The following is a 16350-nucleotide window of genomic DNA, read 5'->3' as shown; positions in this document are numbered from 1 at the left end:
GCGCAGCCGCTCAGTTGCCGTAATCGATGCGCACCGAGCCGGAATGTGACTCGAGTTTGATGTCGCCATTGCCGGCTCCCAGTCGAGTTCTCAGGCTCTTGCCCGGGCCGTACTCCGGCCGCTCCACCTGCCCGGCCACCGAGCGGATGTCGCCGCTGAACACCTCCACCTGCAGCGCTGCCGACACGTTGCGCGGCACGCCCAGGCTGATGGTGCCACTGACGCTCTCTGCAGCGATGCTGCCGCCCGGCGCCAGACCGGCCACCGTCAGCGCCGTTGCGCCGGACACACTCTCGGCGCGCAGCTGCGATACCTGCCCCGCGCCGACCCGGATCTGGCCGGAAACGGACTCGACCGACACTACGCCGCTGGCGCCGGCCGGCGCATCGATCTGCCCGCTGACCGTGCCCAGGCTCAGCCGTGCGCTGGCCACCGTGCTGCGCAGCGCGCCGCTGACGGTTTCCAGTTGCGCTTCCCTGGCGCGTCCGGCTGCGACCACGTTGCCGCTGACCGACTTGAGCTGCAACCGCGCCAGATCGACCTGATCGACGTCCACCGAGGCACTCACCGCCTCCACCTCCAGCAGCGCCGCGCGTGGAACCCGCAGCTCCAGTTGGGCACCCCTGCTGTTGCGGTTGTTACGCGGGTAGATCACCTCGAACTGCAGCCGGTCCGGGCTTTCATCCACCTCCAGGCGCTGCCCTTCGCCCAGGGTGCCGGTCAGCGCCACGTCGTCGCGGTCCCAGCCGCGTACGCGGATCTGCCCGGCGATGTTGTCCAGTTCCACGCGCCCGCCGCGCGTTAGTGGATGACTCTGCTTCACGGTGGTCTGCGCTGCCGCCGGCAGTGCGCAAAACGCAATCAGCAACAACACGGATAGATGGGCGTAACGCATGGGCATGCTCCTCAGCTTGGAAAGGACGTCTCGCCCTGCGAGGCGAGACGGGTCAGTTGCAGGCGCTTGGCATAGGTGCGTTGCAGCTGCGACAACAGGAATGCAGAGCGCGGACTCTGCGCGATGGCGTGGTGGATGGCCTGTGCACTCTGGTCCAGCTCGGCCAGCGCCGGGCGCAGATCGGCCGGCACCTGCTGCACCGGCACTGCGTCGATGGCCTGCTGGTATTGCCCGGCCATTGCCTGTGCCTGCGCCACCAGGCCAGGGCGCGCCGACGCCGACGCTGGCGCTGGCGCCTGCGTCGAGCGATCGAGCCCTGGCACGATCGCCACCACCGCAAGCGCCGCAGCAAGCGCCACACCGAACGCGGGCCAGGCCCAGGCACGCTGGCGGCGCGGCTGCAGGGCAACCACGTTGGTGTGCGGCGTCAGTGCGGGCGCGATGCGCTCCCAGAGCTGCGTCGGTGGCTGACGTTGCTGCGGCAACGCACGCAGACGCGCGGACAACGCAGCGTCATCGGTTGCCTGCGGATCAAGCGGATCGTGGTTCATGCGATATCTCCCAGCCGCACGCGCAGCAGGCCGCGCGCGCGATGCAGTTGCGCCTTGGAACTGCCGACCGCCATCTGCAGTTCGTCGGCAATTTCCTGATGTTTCCAGCCTTCGATGTCGTGCAACACCAGTACTGCGCGTGCGCGCGGCGGCAGCGTCTCCAGCGCGCGCTCCAGATCCATCTGGGTGGCCTGGCAGGCTGCGGCACCTGGAATGGCAGCAAGGATCTCGCCATCGACATCGTCCACCATCTGATCGCCCGCAACCGAGCGCGCCCGCAGCTCCATCAGGGCCGTATTGACGGCCAGCCGATGCAGCCAGGTGCCCAGCGCGCTCTGGAAGCGGAATTGCGGCAAGGCCTTCCATGCGGCAATGAAGGTCTCCTGCAGCACATCGTCGGCACGCGCCGCATTGCCGCCGCATAGCCGCCACACCACCGCATACAGGCGCGGCGCATGACGGCGGTAGATGGCCTCGTAGGCGATGCGATCGCCGCCTGCGGCGGCACGCGCCAGCGCCGCATCGTCGCGTCCGGCCGGACCGTCACAAGCTGAGGCATCGATGGGCATGGAGGTGTCGAGCATATCCACTTCGATGCGCCGGGTAGCGCAAAGGTTTAAACCACGCCCAGGTTTTTTTTCGAGCACGGTTCCAGGAACGGCCGACAAACCTACTGCGCCGCGGCCCGGCGGGCGCGGCCGGTGCTGGGAATCGGCATGTACCACTCGTACACCCCGGTTCCGAGCGTGCCGCCCGCATCCGCCTGACGACTGCTCGCTCCCTTTTGGGCCGCTCTAAACCTTTTCGCCGGCCGCCGCATCCAAGCCTGCGATGGCGCAATCCTGCGCCGCATCGTTTGCCGGGAGCACGGCCGTTGGCCGCTCCAGGCGCAGGCCCCCTGATCGGACGTCGCCATGCCGCATGTTCTCGGAATACTGCTGAGCCTGTGCTCCACCCAGTGCTCGGCCCCGCTGCCGATGGATGCAGTGCAGCTCACGCTGACGCCTGCGCGCCTGCAGGCCTGCCTGCTGCACCTGCCGTCGACGCGGCTGTCATGCGTCGAGCTGAACTCACCAGCGCACTGGTTGCCGGTGCGCCGCGCCGAGCAGCTGTGGCGGCGCGTTGTCGCGTTGTCCGCGCATGGCCGCAGTTCAACGCGTTAACCGGTTGCAGCGTCATCGTGGAGTTCTGTCGCTGCTGTATCGCCGTGTTGGCCTCCATCAATGCGCATGGCAGCGAGCGCCCCGGCCACGCATAGCTATGGTGCCGCAATCCATCGCAGCACCCTTGAATCAAGCTCGCTGCCGCCACAGCTGAGCGCGCGTTCACCCCGCGCACCGGCTGCGCAATGACGCCCCCGTTACAATGGGCGGTCTCTGTGAACCTGCACGATCCGATGTCCGCGTCCGACGCTTTGCCCACCATGATCCGTAGCCTGCTGCCGCACTGGAATCCGCAGTGGCTGACCGTGGCAGTGCTGACGGTCCAGATCGTGCTGATCCTCACCGTTGCCGCGCTGGTTCGGTTACTGCTGCGGCAAGTGCTGCGCCGCCTGTGTACGCGCTACAGCCTGCCGGCGGAAATGATGATCGGCATCCGTCGCGTGGGCAGCTTCGTCATTTCCGTCACTGCGGTGCTGACGGTATTGAATGTGCTGGGCGTCTCCAGCGGCACCTTGTGGACCGCGTTCACCGGATTCGCGGCAGTCGGTGCCGTGGCATTCTTCGCGGCATGGAGCGTGCTGTCCAATATCTTCTGCACCTTCCTGATCATCACCACGCGCCCGTTCCGCCTGCACGACCACATCGAGCTGCTGGAAGGCGGCGACAAGCCCGGCCTGAAGGGCCGGGTGATCGACATCAACGTGATTTACACGACCCTGGAAGAAACCGGCGACCACGCCGGCAGCGTGCTGCAGGTTCCCAACAGCCTGTTCTTCCAGCGCACCACGCGCCGTTGGCGCGAGACCAGCCACTTCAACGCCAACTGAGGGCGTCTGACAAGACGTCATCAGCCGTTATCGGGTGACTCGGTCGGAGCGTCGCAAGGACACGACGTGCGAATGTCGCATGTAGATCAAAGCGATGGCCGCAGCCGCCTGGCGGCAAGCGCAGTCGTTTTACCGGTTGCCCTGAAGCCGCGTGGCAATCAACGCAGCTGGCTGTCCTTGCTGCCCCGACGGTTGTAGCCGCCTTGCGCCGCCTGCTCTTGGTCGTGCGCCTGCTGACAGTTCACGCACAGGTGCACGCCCGGTACTGCCTTGCGGCGCGCCTCGGGAATGGGCGCATCGCACTCCTCGCAGTGAGTCAGGCTCGGGCCCTGATGCAGCTGGCTCCGCGCGCGCTTGATCGCATCCTCGACGGTCGCATCGATCTGGTCCTGCACCGCGCCATCACCTGCCCATCCGGTCGCCATGTTCGCCTCGGCTTGTCTGCTCAGAACTCAAATATGGGCATGCGCCCGGGCAAATCCAAGCCGGACGTGCACAGCGCGCTCAAATCAGGTGCTTTAGCATCCGCCCATTCGCACTCTTCGAGGAAGTCGCAATGGAACAACACGTCCACCCGTTCTCCGAATTATTCGCCCAGTTGGGCCTGCCGTCGGATGAGGTCAGCATCCGCAGCTTCATCGACGAACACTCTCCGCTGCCGGGCGACATGCGCCTGGAGGAAGCGCCCTTCTGGACACCGGCGCAGGCGCAGCTGCTGCGTGAAGAACGCCTCGACGATGCAGACTGGATCGTGACCATTGATCAACTCAATATCGCCCTGCACACCACTGCCGAAGACACGGGCGTCTGACCCGCGCAAGAATGCAGCGAGTGCCCTGCGCTAGACCTCGCTCGCGGCCGGCTTGTCGTTTTGTTGGTTGATTAGCTTGCAGGAATAAAAAAAAAAAGGAGCGGCCACTGGCCGCTCCTTTGCACTCCGGGCGATGTAGCCGGCATGCGAACCGCATGCCGATGCACGCCTCGGGCGTCAGGTCACCTTTTTGGCGATCGTCATGCCAAGCACGAACAGCACGATGGCGATGATGATGCCGGCCCAGAACAGGAACTTGGCAATCCCCATTGCAGCGCCCGCCATGCCGCCAAACCCGAGCGCACCGGCAATCAGTCCGATGATGGCGAAAATAATGGCCCACTTGATCATGTTTGTTGTCTCCTCATCCGGCACGGTGCCGTGTTCAGTCGTGTGCTTGCGCAGTGGTGCCGCAAAACATGCGCTGCACGCTACGCATCCGGGTGTGCCGCATTCGTGAATACGTCTGACACATGACGCCACATTCGGGCGTGCAGATTCGCCAGCAGCGCCTGCATCGGCGATCATGCGCAGCTCGCAGCAATCGATTGGCATGGACACTCTTCGCTATCTCGCCGGTTACCCGCCCGCAGTCCTGGATCAGGTGCGCGAGCTGATCGCGCAGGACAAACTTGCCCTGGTGCTGGCACGCCGCTACCCGGATCGCCACAGCATCCGGACCGACCGGCAGTTGTACGACTACGTCAAGGCCATGAAGGAGCGCTACATGCGCTCCTCGCCCACCCTGCACAAGGCGCTCTACGACAACCATCTGCAGGTGGTGAAGCATGCGCTGGGCACGCATACGGCGATCTCGCGCATCCACGGCAGCCGGCTCAAGGCCAGCCGCGAGATCCGCATTGCCTCGATCTTCCGCGATGCGCCCGAACCGTTCCTGCAGATGATCGTCGCCCACGAGCTGGCGCATCTGAAAGAGGCCGATCACAACAAGGCCTTCTACCAGCTGTGCAACCACATGAGCCCGGACTACCACCAACTGGAGTTCGACCTGCGCCTGTATCTGACCCACCTGGCGCTGTCCGCGGACGCGTGATCGCGCACCGGCTAGACGAGGCAGCCCATCGCCGCGACCACCGGTCCGTGGCGACCGGTCGCCCGCCGGGGATGCACGACCTGCATTGATCTCGGCGAGGCCGCCATCGACCTAAGCGGGCCGCAGCGGCGCCCGCCTGGGATCAGGCACGACAGGGTTGCCGGCCTCTCCTAGAATGCCTCCATGCAGGCACCGTCCCTCCAGCAGCTCACCCAGGCCGCACAGACCGCCCAACCCGCGGCAATGACGGCGCTGGCACATGCATTGGTGCGTACCGGGCAGCCCGAGCAGGCGCTGGCTTGGTACACGCGCAGTGCGGCCGCAGGCGATGCCGGCGCGCAGATCGAAGCCGGCCGCATGCTGGCCTACGGTGTGGGTTGCGAGGTGGACCTGGCCCGTGCGCAGGAACACTGGCAACACGCCGAGCGCCAGGATGTTGCGGCAGCGCGCTATCTGTTGGCGACCGTGGCCGTCACCGACGCCCTGTTGGTGCTCGACACGCAGGCGCAATCCCGCTTGCATGCAGCGGCCGCAGCCAACTACCCGCCTGCGCTGCGCGCGCTGGCCATCCAGCACGGCCGGATCGATCACCCCGCGCAGCAACGCAACTGCGTTGCCTTGCTGGAGCGCGCCGCGGCAGCCGGTGACGCACTGGCTGCGGCGCTACTGGCCGAGCGCCTGCTGCGTGGCGAAGGCGTCCCGCCGCAACCCGACGCCGCGGCGCAGCTGCTGCGGCAATTGCAGCCGCTGGGTATCGCCGCGGCGCCTGCCGTGCAGATCACGCCGCCGGATCCGCTCGTCGACGACCCGCGCATCCGTTTCGCTGCCCGACATGTCGCAACGCGCCGCCACGATGCGCCCATGATCGAAGAAGTCTGCGGCGTGCTGTCTGCCGACGAGTGCCGCCTGTTGATGTTGCTGGCGCGGCCGCACCTGCGCGCCTCCGAAGTGGTCGACCCCGACGATGCAAGCACGCGCCGCGCGCCGATCCGCACCAGCCGCGGCGCCACCCTGGACCCCATCCTCGAAGACTTTGCCGCGCGTGCGGCGCAGGCGCGCGTGGCGGCCTGTGCGCAGCTGCCGCTGACCCATGCCGAAGCGCTGTCGGTGCTGTGCTACGCGCCGGGTGAGCAGTACCGCGCGCATCGCGACTACCTGCCGCCCGGCACCATCGCCGCCGACCGCCCCACTGCCGGCAATCGCCTGCGCACCGCCTGCGTCTACCTCAACGACGTCGACGCGGGTGGCGACACCGACTTCCCGGTCGCGGGCGTGCGCGTGCGTCCACATGCCGGGTCGGTGGTGTGCTTCGACAATCTGCATGCCGATGGCCGCCCCGACCCGGACTCGCTGCACGCCGGCCTGCCGGTCAGCGCAGGGAGCAAATGGCTGGGAACGCTGTGGTTCCGGCAGCAGCGCTATCGGCATTGGTGAACAGATTCATACACTAGCCCCCGCCGACGTGGTTTAAAATGTTGCAGCGCGACGTGATCGGACAGGGTCTGCAGACGTCGCGTTTTTGTTTCCCATTGCACGGGTTTCGGCCCGGCCTCAGGGAAGGCACATCACGCAGCCCCGCGGAGCCTTCGATGCTTTTCGAAACCCTCGACACCACCGGCCACGAGCAGGTGATTTTCTGTCACAACCGCGACGCCGGCCTGAAAGCGATCATCGCGTTGCACAGCACCCGTCTCGGGCCCGCGCTGGGCGGCGTGCGCATGCGCCCCTACCCCAATAGCGAGGCGGCGCTGGACGATGCGCTGCGGCTCAGCCGCACCATGACCTACAAGAACGCGCTGGCGGGATTGAATGTCGGCGGTGGCAAGGCGGTGATCATCGGCGACCCAAAGAGTGACAAGAGCGAGGCGCTGTTCCGCGCATTCGGCCGTTTTGTCGACACCCTGGGCGGGCGCTACATCACCTCCGAAGACGTCGGCACCGACGTCAACGACATGGAACAGATCTACCTGGAGAGCGAGTACGTCACCGGCGTGCACCAGGTGCATCGCGGCTCCGGCGACCCGGCCCCGTTCACCGCCTACGGTGCGTTGCAGGCGCTGATGGCCTCGCTCAATCGCAGGCTCGGCCACGAGGAAGTCGGCAAAGCCAGCATTGCGATCCAGGGCCTGGGCCATATCGGCATGGAGCTGGTGAAGCTGCTCAAGGAACGCGGCGCCAAACTCTATGTGGCAGATCTGAACCCGGCGCTGGTGGATCGCGCGGTGGCCGAATACGGTGCCGAAGCGGTCAGCATCGAGGAGATCTACCAGGTGCCGGCCGATGTATTCGCACCCTGCGCGCTGGAAGGGGCAATCAACGAAGACACGCTGCCGCGGCTGAAGGCCAAAATCATCTGCGGCACTGCCAACAACCAGCTCGCCAGCGCCGCCATCGGCGAAGAGCTGCACAAGCGCGGCATCCTGTACGCGCCCGATTACGTGGTCAATGCCGGTGGCGTAATGAACGTGTCGCTGGAGATCGACGGCTACAACCGCGAACGTGCGATGCGCCTGATCCGCAGCATTTATCACAACCTGGAAAAGGTCTTCGACCTGTCCTCCCGGTTGGGCGTCGCGCCGCAGCAGGCGGCCGACCAGATTGCCGAGGCGCGTATGGAGGCCATCAGCAAGCTCAAACTGCCGCTGGGCCGCACCGCACCGCGCTTCCTGCACAAGCTGCGCGGCGAGTGACCCACCTGTCCAGGCATCTTGCCTGGACAGGTGAACCACCGATCAGGCGCGCCGATCAGAAATCGGCGCTGTAACGCAGGCTCAGCGCACGATCGTCACCGCGCTCGCCCACCCGCTGGTCGTAGCCGAAGCGCAACTGGCTCTGCGGCCCCAACGGCGCGGCCGCGGTGATGCCGAACAGACCACCCGAGCGCGCCGGCTGCATGCCGCGCAACGGCGCCCATGCGTCCACGCCGATGAAGCTGGCATCCAGCGTCAGGCCTTCGCTGCTCAACGCCTGCTGCCATTCGGCATAACCGCCGAGCTGCACGCCGCGCCAGCGATAGGACGAACGCAGGCCGGCCAGCACCTGGGTGCGCGAGGAGGTGCTGGCATCGGCACGCAAGCCGAAGCCGTCGCCACCGCTTTCGCGGAATCCCTCGCTGCGCAGACGCACATAATCCAGCCCCATGTAGGGCGTCAGGCTGGCGCGCGCGCCACCCAGGCGATACCCGGTTTCCAGGTTGCCGCTGAGGTAACTGCCGCTGTAGTCGCTGAAGGCACTGCTGCGGTCTTCGCCCAACTGCAGGCTGCGCTCGATCTGCCGGTTGACGTTGCCGAAACCCAACTGACTCAGCGTGTACGCCGACCCCAACGTAGTACCCCAGTACAGCTGCCCCTGCACCTGCCGATCGCGCCCGCGTGCACCGTCCAGATCGCCCAGGCTGTTGGAGCGCGTTTCGCCGAAGGCAAAGCCGGTAACTGCGCCCGACGCCAGGCGCAGGTCGTTGCCCATTATCCAACCGGAGGTGGCAAATCCCGCAGTGGTCACGCCACCCTCGCCCGGCCCACCGAGCGCACGTTGCCAGACGCCCAGCATGCGCGGCTGCTGCGACAAGCCATCGAAATGCGAGGCCAACGCACGCCTGCCCAGATCGATGGTGTCGAAGGTCATCGCTGCCGACTCGGCATGCGCGCGGCCGGACAGACTGCGCAGCGAATCGGCGGCAGCCTTGGCATCCGGCGACTGCTGCAACGCCGCTGCGGCGTGGATGAACCCGCTGCTGATGCCGCCAGTGCCCTGCAGTTGCTGCGCATCCACCTGCTGGAACGCCTGCTCGACGCGGATTGCCGAATCCATCGCTGCCGTGCCGGTCATGCCCAGCGTGGCGGCGACGGCGGTGGCATTCAAGCTGCGCAAGGCAAGGTAAGCCGTATTGCTGTCGTACGTCAGCGAGGCATCCAGGAAGGTCACCGCCGCGCCGCGGCTGAGCGTGTCGAACGTGCCCTGCAACCCGCTACTGGCCTGCAACAGCGTGTAGGTCGCGTTGTCGACCACGTAATTGCGGCGGCCGAGCACTTGCAGATCACCTGCAATCGTCGCGGTCCCGGTCACGTTCACCCGGTCGCCCACGTTCAAGGCAAGGCGACCGTTGCTGGCCTGGGTGTAATTGCCCACGATCGACAGCGTCGCACTGTTGACCTGCAGGGTGCCGGCATTATCGACGCGTCCGCCGATCCTGCCCGCACCGATCAACGTCGCACCATTGGCGATACCAACGCGCGCACTCTGCAGACTGGCCGTCTGCAAGGTGCCGCCCAGCACCTGGGTGTCGCCGTTGAACGTATTGGCGCCACTGCTCAACACCAGCGTACCGGTGCCGCGTTTGGTCAGGCCGCCCGTGCCACTGATGTCGTTGGCCCAGGTGGAACGCAAGGTGTTTACGGTGACATCCACCGTGCCCCAGTCAAAACGCGCCGGCCCCAGCACCGCCTTGCCGACGTTGAGCAGGCCGTAACCGAAGGTCGGGTCGACGCCGGCCGCGCCCAGATCGGTGGCCGTTCCCAATAGCGTCTGCCGCACCAGATCGTTGCTGAAGTACGGAAACGCCTGCCACACCAGCGCAGCCGCACCGGAGACCAATGGCGCCGCAAACGAGGTGCCGCTGCCGTAGAAGTAGCGGATATTGCTGGCGGTCGCATCGGGGTCGAGGAACATCGAGGTGCCCGGCGCCACCAGGCAATAGCGCATCGCCACGCCACAGGCATTGGAGTACGAGGCCAGCTGCGTAGGATTGGCGGTATCCAGCGCAGCGACGACCAACCAGCCGCGCTCCAGATCGGCGGCCGGCAGCGTGCCATTCGGGCCCAGCTGGCTGGGCAGCGCGGCGGTATCGGAGGGTTGCGCTCGCGATTCGTTACCCGACGCGAACACCACCAGCCCATCGTTGCCGATGACGAACGGCCGGTATTCCTGTGCAATCTGGTTGGTGACCGCCGGGTCGTTCCAATACAGGCCGCCCCAGGAATTGTTCATGATGCGCACGCCGGCGCTGATCAGATCGGCATGCACCGGACCCAGACCAAGCGGGCCGTCGACCTCGTTGCCTTCGCCGCTGCCGTCATCGTCCGGCGCTTCGTCGCTGATGATGCGTGCCGACACCAGGCCGGCGCCGCTGGCGATGCCGCCCGGCCACTGGCCCACTGCGCGCCCGGCTGCCAGCTGCGCGACCACCGTGCCGTGGCCCACCACATCGCCCGCAGCGACATTGTTGGTACGCGGATCCACATAGATGAAGCTGTCGCTGACCCGCCCCTGCAAGGCCGGATGATTGGTATTGATGCCGGTATCGATCACGCCGATGCGATAGCCCGCACCGGTGAACCCCAATGCCTGCGCAGCGCGTGCGTTGGTCAGCGCCAGATGCGCGTCGAATGCGGGTTCCGGGGTCGTCGGCGGTGCCACCACCGGCGGCGGAGGCGGTGGTGGTGGCGGTGAAGTCGGCGGCGGTGGCGGCGGTGGCGACGTCGGTGGCGGTGCCGTCGGTGTACTCGGACGGATACCACCGCCCCCACCACCGCCGCCACACGCGGTCAATGCCACGGCCAACGCCGAAGCCAGGACAGTCCTGGCGACGTCTATCTTCTTCATTTGGATGTTCTCCCCGAACCCATTCCATGGATAGGGCCCAATCCCGGGCCCGAACGCCGTCTTTATACTGCATCCTCACACGGCTGTCGCAGCTGATTGCGTAGCGAATGTCGCAGCGCCGGGAGCGTGCTGGCGCGAACCGAGCATGAGGCAGATAATCGTTTCACTTTAAACGGTATCTCCTTTATGTCCGACATCGTCATCGTTGCTGCCAAACGCACTGCCATCGGCTCGTTCCTTGGTCAATTCAACGGTGTGCCGGCGCCGACGCTCGCCGCCACTGCGATCCGCGGCGCGCTGGCGCAGTCCGGCGTCGCGCCGGCCGACATTTCAGAAGTCATCGTTGGCTGCGTGCTGCCGGCCAACCTGGGCCAGGCGCCCGCGCGTCAGGCGGCGATTGCCGCAGGCATCCCCACCTCCACCGGCGCCACCACCATCAACAAGGTGTGCGGCTCGGGCATGAAGGCGATCATGTTCGGACACGATCTGATCAAGGCAGGCTCGGCCAGCATCGTGGTCGCCGGCGGCATGGAGTCGATGAGCAATGCGCCGCATCTGCTGCCTAATTCGCGCACCGGCAACCGCTACGGCAACTTCCAGGCGGTCGACCACATGGCCTGGGATGGTCTGACCAACCCTTACGACGGCCAGGCGATGGGCGTGTTCGGCGAGGCCACTGCCGAGAAGTTCGGTTTCAGCCGCGCCGATCAGGATGCGTTTGCAATCGCCTCGGTCGAACGCGCGCAGGCTGCCCAGCGCAGCGGTGCGTTCGCCGATGAAATCGTTCCGGTCACCGTGGCCACGCGCAAGGGCGAGGTGGTCGTCGACAGCGACGAGCAACCTGGCAAATCCGACATCGCCAAGATCCCGACCCTGAAGCCGGCCTTCAAGAAGGACGGCAGCGTCACCGCCGCCAGCTCGTCGAGCATCTCCGATGGCGCGGCGATCACCGTGCTGATGGGCGCAGACGAGGCGCAGCGCCGTGGCATCGCACCGTTGGCGCGCATCGTGGGGCATGTCACCCACTCGCAGGAACCTGAGTGGTTCACCACCGCGCCGGTCGCTGCCATCCAGAAGTTGATCGGCAAGATCGGCTGGCAACTGGACGAGGTGGATCTGTTCGAAATCAACGAAGCATTCGCGGTGGTGGCGATGACGCCGATCGCCGAGCTGGGCATTTCGCACGACAAGGTCAACGTCAACGGCGGTGCCTGCGCTTTGGGCCATCCAATCGGCGCATCCGGTGCCCGCCTGGTGGTGACATTGGTGAATGCGTTGCGCACGCGCGGTGGCAAGCGCGGAATCGCGACCCTGTGCATCGGCGGCGGCGAGGCGACTGCCATCGCTATCGAATTGATTTAATTGTTTTTAACGGCGATTTTGCAAAACTGAATGCGCGCACGCTTGACACTGGTCTTTGGACCGTCATCATGTCGGGGGCGCGCAATAGCGCGTTGCCTAATCTAACGACGAGGATTGAAACAATGACCATTAACAAGCTGCTGATCGCAATGGCTCTGGGCCTGGCCCTGACCGCTTGCTCGAAGCCGGAACAGGCTCAGGACGCTGCTGCTTCGGCTAACGAAGCTGCTGCCGACGCTCAGACCGCTGCTGACCAGGCTGCTGCCTCGGGCTCGCAGTCGGCTGACTCCGCTCAGGCTGCTGCCAACACCGCCGCTGCTTCGGCTGACACCGCTGCTGACGCTGCCCAGGCTGCTTCCGGCGCCGCCACCGACGCTGCTGCTGAGCAGGCTGCCGACGCTGCCAAGACGGCTGAAAACACCGCCGAAGCTGCTAAGGACACCGCCGAAGAAGCCAAGAAGTAATCACTTCTTAGCTCCAAGCGAGTTCGGAGAAAGCCGCTGGTTTCCAGCGGCTTTTTCTTTGCCCGCGATTTATAAGCGCCTGGCCAGCGTTGCCGTTCCTGCATCGAACCTGCCCCTGTCGCGACGTGTACTGCGCATACCGCCCATTGGCTGAATGGCCGGCCGCGCATTGACGCCGGCTGCATCGGCCCGTGCATAAGCTCGCTCTTCCAACACCGGAACAGGAACAGGACCACCCATGAAGACGATCCGCATGCTGTCGTTGAGCGCCATCGCAGCTCTCACCCTCGCCGCTTGCCAGGGCCCTGACGCCGAGCAGGCGCAACGCGATGCCGCCTCCGCTGCCAAGCACGCCGCGGCTGCGACCGAACAAGCTGCCGATCGCGCCGCCGTGCAGGCCAAGGCCGCCACCGCCGATGCACGCGTGGCTGCACGCGAACTGGCCGCCGATGCGAGCCGCGCAACCGCCAATGCCGCAGACGCCACCGCCGACAAGACCCGCGAGATGGCCAACAAGGCCGAGCAGAACGCCGACAAGCACGACGCCGAACATCCGCAGCATTGATTGACCGTGTGACCGTATCAGCAGTTTGCGAACGCGCCGGCCAAATTGGGCCGGCGCGCTTGTTTCCCGCCAACAGCGACCTCGTGTTGTCGAGGCTGGCAGGCTAGCATTCGTCCATGCCCTCCTCTTTTACTGCGCGCCGTCGCAACCAGCTGGCGCTGGCATTCTCTGCCCTGATCTTCATCGCCATTGGTGTCGGCATCTTTGTCGGTGCCCGCCGCTCGTTGGCCGATGCAGCGCTGGTCTCGCATACGCATGAAGTGATTGGCCGGGTCGACGAGATCCAGGCGCGCGTGCTGGATGCCGAATCGGCGCAGCGCGGCTTTCTGCTCACCGGCAACGATGCCTATCTGCTCGACTATCAAACCAGCGTCGAGCGCCTGCCGATCCTGCTCGACAATCTGCGTCGCCTGATTGCCGACAACCCCGGCCAGGTGCAGCACCTGGACACCTTGCAACGGCTAGTGGAAACGCGCCTGCAGCAGATCCAGCACGTGCTCGACGTGTATTCGCAGCAGGGCCTGGAGCAAGCGCGTGCCGGCATCCGGCAGACCGCCTTCCGCACCACCAGCGCGATCCGCGAGCAGGCGCTGACCATGGTGCAACGCGAACAGGAGCTGTTGACGCAACGGGCCGAAAGCAGCCGGCAGAGTGCGGCCTTGCTGCTGGTGCTGGCACTGGCCGGCATCCCGTTCGGGCTGGCGGTGGTCGGCACCGTCTATGCCTTGCTGATGCGCGAACTGCGGCATCGCTCGCAGGCCGAGAAACGGGCAGCGCAAGCCAATCGCGAGTTGGGCGACAGCGTCGTTGCGCTGCAACGCAGTACCGCCGATCTCAATCTGCTCAGCCGCTATACCGGCCTGTTGCAAAGCTGCATCAGCGCAGAAGAGGCGCTGATGGTGAGCAGCCGCACCCTGGCCAGCCTGCTGCCGGGCGTTGCCGGAAGCGTGTATCTGCTGCGTGCCTCGCAGGATCGCGCCGAAGCGATCAGCCACTGGGGCGAGCCGCTGGTGCACAGCGCGCCGCATCTGCTGCCCGAAGAATGCTGGGCGCTGCGCCGTGGTCAACCGCACATCGTCGACGACCTGGGCCGGGACGCAATGTGTGCGCATATCGGTGCGCCCGAGCACGGCAGCGCCGTCACCACCGCATGCCTGCCGATGTCCGCGCAAGGTACCCAGCTCGGCTTCCTGTTCCTGTCTTCGCCGGGTCCGGGGCCGATGCCACGCCTGGAAATCGCCGAGGCGGCTGCCGAACAGCTGTCGCTGGCGCTGAGCAATCTGCGCCTGCGCGAATCGCTGCGCCGGCAGTCGATTCGCGACCCGCTGACCGGGCTGTACAACCGCCGCTATCTGGAAGAATCGCTCAGCCACGAACTTGCGCGCTGCGCACGCCGCGGCCTGCCGTTGTCGGTGCTGATGCTGGACGTGGACCACTTCAAGCAATTCAACGACAGCCAGGGCCACGCCGGCGGCGATCTGCTGCTGGCGGCGCTGGGCGAGTTGCTGCTGACCCGGCTGCGTGCCGAAGACGTCGCCTGCCGCTACGGCGGCGAAGAGTTCACGGTCATTCTTCCCGAGGCTGATGGGGTCGAGGCGCTACGCGTGGCCGAGGACATCCGCGGCCATATCGCGACCCTGGCAGTCAGCGACGGCCCACGTTCGTTGCCGCGGGTGACGGCCTCGATCGGCGTGGCCAGCTTCCCGGTCGATGGCGAGCTGGGAGCCAGCCTGATCCAGAAGGCCGATGCAGCCTTGTATGTCGCCAAGCACGGCGGTCGTAACCGGGTCGAGCGGCATGGCGCCGCCACGCCCGCAGTGGACTGAGCACGCACGCCATCGGTGCTGGTTTGCGTAACCCGTCACACAAAAGATCGGTCCGCGCGGCGATAGTCGGTTTTGACCCCCGAGCGAGGCAGTCCGATGTCGATGTGGCGCGATCAAGGTCCCAACAAGAAAGACGGCGTTCCCGCAGCCCCTGAGGTCCCGGCTGCCGATGGGCGGCTGTTCACTGCCGAGGCCAGCCCGGCACCGCCAGTGCCCGCTGCCGCGCCACCGAGCGCCGCACCCGCCGCGGCCACACCGCAGCGCCAGAGCGAGGCCAAGGAATCGCTGATTGCCGCCGACATCAGTATCGAAGGCAAGATCGAGGGTGCCGGTCACGTGCGCCTGGCCGGTCGCTTCAAGGGCGATGTCAACGTCAAAGGCGATCTCACCATCGAGCGCGGCGCCAAGCTCAATGGCGGCGTGCGCGCCAACAAGGTGATCATCGCCGGAGAGCTCGAGGGCAATATCGAATCGGCCGCGCAGGTGGAGCTGCAGACCTCCGGCGTGCTGGTCGGCGACGTCAAGGCCGGCAGCCTGACCGTGGCCTCGGGTGCGCGCATGCGCGGCCAGGCCGATTTTGGCTGGGGCGAGGACACCGGCAAACCGGTCGTTGCGGCCAAGCCGGTCGTCAGCGGAGACAGCGACGCCACATGAGTGCGCCCCGCCCGGGCACGCCCGGTGCCACGCGCAGCTGCCCGCATTGCAAGGCGACGATCCTGGAAAGCGCCAGCGTCTGCCCTGCGTGCAAGCACCACCTGCGCTTTGACTCGGCGGCGGCGCAGCACGCACAGCCGGCACCGATCGTGCCGCTCAAGGTCGACGGCACCATTCGCCATCCCGCCGATGGCGATCCATGGGAATACACCGTGGTGGTGGTGGTGCGTAACGGCAAGGGCGAGGAGATTCGGCGCCAGGTCGTGGATGTCGGCGCAATGCAGGGCGGCGAGGAGCGCGGCTTTACGCTGGCGGTGGAGGCGACTGCGGTGCGTTCGCCTGGGCGGCGGTCGCGGCATTAGCGGTTGGGGCGGGGATTGGGGATTGGGGATTGGGGAATCGGGAGTCGGGAGTCGGGAGTCGGGAGTCGGGGTGGATGATGCGGGCCAGCGCCTGCGTGGGTGTTCGATTTCCGAGTGCTGACTGATTAGTCGGCGCGAGCTGGCGGCGTGCGTGCTGCATTGAAGGCCAGCTCATGCCACGCCAGGCGCTTGATCGAGTCGATGGCCTTGTCTTG

Annotated in this window: 18 protein-coding genes and 1 other RNA gene; 13 read left to right on the top strand and 6 right to left on the bottom strand. The window is 66.1% G+C overall.

Features of this window, described 5'->3' with window-relative positions; translation table 11 throughout:
* Window positions 1-10: 10 nt before the first annotated feature.
* The 3 genes from ABQY64_RS07020 to ABQY64_RS07010 are packed head-to-tail and all read right to left on the bottom strand — an operon-like array spanning window position 11 to window position 2030.
* Window positions 11-895, bottom strand: coding sequence for a DUF4097 family beta strand repeat-containing protein (locus tag ABQY64_RS07020; RefSeq protein ID WP_102254533.1), 885 nt, complete (start codon window positions 893-895; stop codon window positions 11-13).
* Between the two features lie 11 nt (window positions 896-906).
* Window positions 907-1446 (bottom strand): hypothetical protein, encoded by a 540-nt coding sequence (locus ABQY64_RS07015; RefSeq protein ID WP_349779107.1) that lies wholly within the window; start codon window positions 1444-1446, stop codon window positions 907-909.
* The gene (locus ABQY64_RS07010; RefSeq protein ID WP_039528372.1) at window positions 1443-2030 is read right to left on the bottom strand and encodes an RNA polymerase sigma factor; all 588 of its coding nucleotides are present in this window, start codon (window positions 2028-2030) and stop codon (window positions 1443-1445) included. The genes ABQY64_RS07015 and ABQY64_RS07010 overlap by 4 nt, the downstream gene beginning before the upstream one ends.
* A gap of 132 nt (window positions 2031-2162) precedes the next feature.
* Between ABQY64_RS07010 and ABQY64_RS07005 the strand changes: the two genes are divergently transcribed.
* The 3 genes from ABQY64_RS07005 to ABQY64_RS06995 all read left to right on the top strand — a co-directional run bounded on the left by ABQY64_RS07005 (window position 2163) and on the right by ABQY64_RS06995 (window position 3436).
* Window positions 2163-2237, top strand: a non-coding RNA gene (locus ABQY64_RS07005) — sX9 sRNA.
* Window positions 2238-2360: 123 nt separating this feature from the next.
* Entirely contained in the window at window positions 2361-2609 is a 249-nt protein-coding gene (locus ABQY64_RS07000; protein WP_039520183.1) for a hypothetical protein, read from the top strand.
* A gap of 233 nt (window positions 2610-2842) precedes the next feature.
* The gene (locus tag ABQY64_RS06995; RefSeq protein WP_039530084.1) at window positions 2843-3436 is read left to right on the top strand and encodes a mechanosensitive ion channel family protein; all 594 of its coding nucleotides are present in this window, start codon (window positions 2843-2845) and stop codon (window positions 3434-3436) included.
* Between the two features lie 158 nt (window positions 3437-3594).
* Here ABQY64_RS06995 and ABQY64_RS06990 read toward each other — a convergent pair whose 3' ends face one another.
* The gene (locus ABQY64_RS06990) at window positions 3595-3861 is read right to left on the bottom strand and encodes a DksA/TraR family C4-type zinc finger protein (RefSeq protein WP_024938007.1); all 267 of its coding nucleotides are present in this window, start codon (window positions 3859-3861) and stop codon (window positions 3595-3597) included.
* Window positions 3862-3992: 131 nt separating this feature from the next.
* Here ABQY64_RS06990 and ABQY64_RS06985 point away from each other — a divergent pair, with 131 nt between their 5' ends.
* Window positions 3993-4247, top strand: a complete 255-nt coding sequence (locus ABQY64_RS06985; protein ID WP_024938008.1) for a DUF2789 domain-containing protein — start codon at window positions 3993-3995, stop codon at window positions 4245-4247.
* 177 nt (window positions 4248-4424) lie between these two features.
* Here the strand turns inward: ABQY64_RS06985 and ABQY64_RS06980 are convergent, their stop codons facing one another.
* A complete protein-coding gene (locus tag ABQY64_RS06980) occupies window positions 4425-4598 on the bottom strand; it encodes a DUF1328 domain-containing protein (protein WP_003489471.1) in 174 nt (57 codons plus the stop codon).
* A gap of 175 nt (window positions 4599-4773) precedes the next feature.
* Here ABQY64_RS06980 and ABQY64_RS06975 point away from each other — a divergent pair, with 175 nt between their 5' ends.
* The 3 genes from ABQY64_RS06975 to ABQY64_RS06965 all read left to right on the top strand — a co-directional run bounded on the left by ABQY64_RS06975 (window position 4774) and on the right by ABQY64_RS06965 (window position 7991).
* On the top strand, window positions 4774-5301 hold the full coding sequence (locus tag ABQY64_RS06975; protein WP_349779108.1) for a M48 family metallopeptidase: 528 nt from the start codon (window positions 4774-4776) through the stop codon (window positions 5299-5301).
* 183 nt (window positions 5302-5484) lie between these two features.
* Entirely contained in the window at window positions 5485-6735 is a 1251-nt protein-coding gene (locus tag ABQY64_RS06970) for a 2OG-Fe(II) oxygenase (RefSeq protein WP_349779109.1), read from the top strand.
* A gap of 155 nt (window positions 6736-6890) precedes the next feature.
* Window positions 6891-7991, top strand: a complete 1101-nt coding sequence (locus ABQY64_RS06965; protein ID WP_349779110.1) for a Glu/Leu/Phe/Val dehydrogenase dimerization domain-containing protein — start codon at window positions 6891-6893, stop codon at window positions 7989-7991.
* A gap of 55 nt (window positions 7992-8046) precedes the next feature.
* Here ABQY64_RS06965 and ABQY64_RS06960 read toward each other — a convergent pair whose 3' ends face one another.
* Window positions 8047-10902: a S8 family serine peptidase gene (locus tag ABQY64_RS06960; RefSeq protein WP_349779111.1), complete on the bottom strand. Its 2856-nt coding sequence runs from the start codon at window positions 10900-10902 to the stop codon at window positions 8047-8049.
* 186 nt (window positions 10903-11088) lie between these two features.
* Here ABQY64_RS06960 and ABQY64_RS06955 point away from each other — a divergent pair, with 186 nt between their 5' ends.
* From ABQY64_RS06955 to ABQY64_RS06930, 6 genes are all read left to right on the top strand, one after another.
* On the top strand, window positions 11089-12264 hold the full coding sequence (locus ABQY64_RS06955) for a thiolase family protein (protein ID WP_047125720.1): 1176 nt from the start codon (window positions 11089-11091) through the stop codon (window positions 12262-12264).
* Window positions 12265-12386: 122 nt separating this feature from the next.
* Window positions 12387-12728 carry a hypothetical protein gene (locus ABQY64_RS06950; RefSeq protein WP_349779112.1) on the top strand — a complete coding sequence of 114 codons (342 nt, stop codon included), beginning with the start codon at window positions 12387-12389 and terminating at the stop codon, window positions 12726-12728.
* Window positions 12729-12966: 238 nt separating this feature from the next.
* The gene (locus ABQY64_RS06945; RefSeq protein WP_016904095.1) at window positions 12967-13293 is read left to right on the top strand and encodes a hypothetical protein; all 327 of its coding nucleotides are present in this window, start codon (window positions 12967-12969) and stop codon (window positions 13291-13293) included.
* Between the two features lie 116 nt (window positions 13294-13409).
* Entirely contained in the window at window positions 13410-15119 is a 1710-nt protein-coding gene (locus ABQY64_RS06940) for a diguanylate cyclase (RefSeq protein WP_349779113.1), read from the top strand.
* Between the two features lie 96 nt (window positions 15120-15215).
* Complete coding sequence (locus tag ABQY64_RS06935; RefSeq protein ID WP_039809913.1) at window positions 15216-15773, top strand: polymer-forming cytoskeletal protein; 558 nt, start codon at window positions 15216-15218, stop codon at window positions 15771-15773.
* Window positions 15770-16135: a hypothetical protein gene (locus ABQY64_RS06930; protein WP_016903723.1), complete on the top strand. Its 366-nt coding sequence runs from the start codon at window positions 15770-15772 to the stop codon at window positions 16133-16135. Before ABQY64_RS06935 ends, ABQY64_RS06930 begins: the two co-directional genes overlap by 4 nt.
* The last annotated feature ends 215 nt before the right edge of the window (window positions 16136-16350 follow it).

Origin of the sequence: Xanthomonas sp. WHRI 7065 (assembly GCF_040203115.2) — a bacterium.
GTDB lineage: Bacteria > Pseudomonadota > Gammaproteobacteria > Xanthomonadales > Xanthomonadaceae > Xanthomonas > Xanthomonas arboricola.
The sequence above is the reverse complement of the archived record's forward strand: the minus strand, read 5'-3'. Positions and strand labels throughout refer to the sequence as shown.

What these genes read in the sequence shown, in the direction of transcription:
- ABQY64_RS07020 (WP_102254533.1), bottom strand. Translation starts at nt 895, where the DNA reads ATGCGTTACGCCCATCTATCCGTGTTGTTGCTGATTGCGTTTTGCGCA.
- ABQY64_RS07015 (WP_349779107.1), bottom strand. Translation starts at nt 1,446, where the DNA reads ATGAACCACGATCCGCTTGATCCGCAGGCAACCGATGACGCTGCGTTG.
- ABQY64_RS07010 (WP_039528372.1), bottom strand. Translation starts at nt 2,030, where the DNA reads ATGCTCGACACCTCCATGCCCATCGATGCCTCAGCTTGTGACGGTCCG.
- ABQY64_RS07000 (WP_039520183.1), top strand. Translation starts at nt 2,361, where the DNA reads ATGCCGCATGTTCTCGGAATACTGCTGAGCCTGTGCTCCACCCAGTGC.
- ABQY64_RS06995 (WP_039530084.1), top strand. Translation starts at nt 2,843, where the DNA reads ATGTCCGCGTCCGACGCTTTGCCCACCATGATCCGTAGCCTGCTGCCG.
- ABQY64_RS06990 (WP_024938007.1), bottom strand. Translation starts at nt 3,861, where the DNA reads ATGGCGACCGGATGGGCAGGTGATGGCGCGGTGCAGGACCAGATCGAT.
- ABQY64_RS06985 (WP_024938008.1), top strand. Translation starts at nt 3,993, where the DNA reads ATGGAACAACACGTCCACCCGTTCTCCGAATTATTCGCCCAGTTGGGC.
- ABQY64_RS06980 (WP_003489471.1), bottom strand. Translation starts at nt 4,598, where the DNA reads ATGATCAAGTGGGCCATTATTTTCGCCATCATCGGACTGATTGCCGGT.
- ABQY64_RS06975 (WP_349779108.1), top strand. Translation starts at nt 4,774, where the DNA reads ATGCGCAGCTCGCAGCAATCGATTGGCATGGACACTCTTCGCTATCTC.
- ABQY64_RS06970 (WP_349779109.1), top strand. Translation starts at nt 5,485, where the DNA reads ATGCAGGCACCGTCCCTCCAGCAGCTCACCCAGGCCGCACAGACCGCC.
- ABQY64_RS06965 (WP_349779110.1), top strand. Translation starts at nt 6,891, where the DNA reads ATGCTTTTCGAAACCCTCGACACCACCGGCCACGAGCAGGTGATTTTC.
- ABQY64_RS06960 (WP_349779111.1), bottom strand. Translation starts at nt 10,902, where the DNA reads ATGAAGAAGATAGACGTCGCCAGGACTGTCCTGGCTTCGGCGTTGGCC.
- ABQY64_RS06955 (WP_047125720.1), top strand. Translation starts at nt 11,089, where the DNA reads ATGTCCGACATCGTCATCGTTGCTGCCAAACGCACTGCCATCGGCTCG.
- ABQY64_RS06950 (WP_349779112.1), top strand. Translation starts at nt 12,387, where the DNA reads ATGACCATTAACAAGCTGCTGATCGCAATGGCTCTGGGCCTGGCCCTG.
- ABQY64_RS06945 (WP_016904095.1), top strand. Translation starts at nt 12,967, where the DNA reads ATGAAGACGATCCGCATGCTGTCGTTGAGCGCCATCGCAGCTCTCACC.
- ABQY64_RS06940 (WP_349779113.1), top strand. Translation starts at nt 13,410, where the DNA reads ATGCCCTCCTCTTTTACTGCGCGCCGTCGCAACCAGCTGGCGCTGGCA.
- ABQY64_RS06935 (WP_039809913.1), top strand. Translation starts at nt 15,216, where the DNA reads ATGTCGATGTGGCGCGATCAAGGTCCCAACAAGAAAGACGGCGTTCCC.
- ABQY64_RS06930 (WP_016903723.1), top strand. Translation starts at nt 15,770, where the DNA reads ATGAGTGCGCCCCGCCCGGGCACGCCCGGTGCCACGCGCAGCTGCCCG.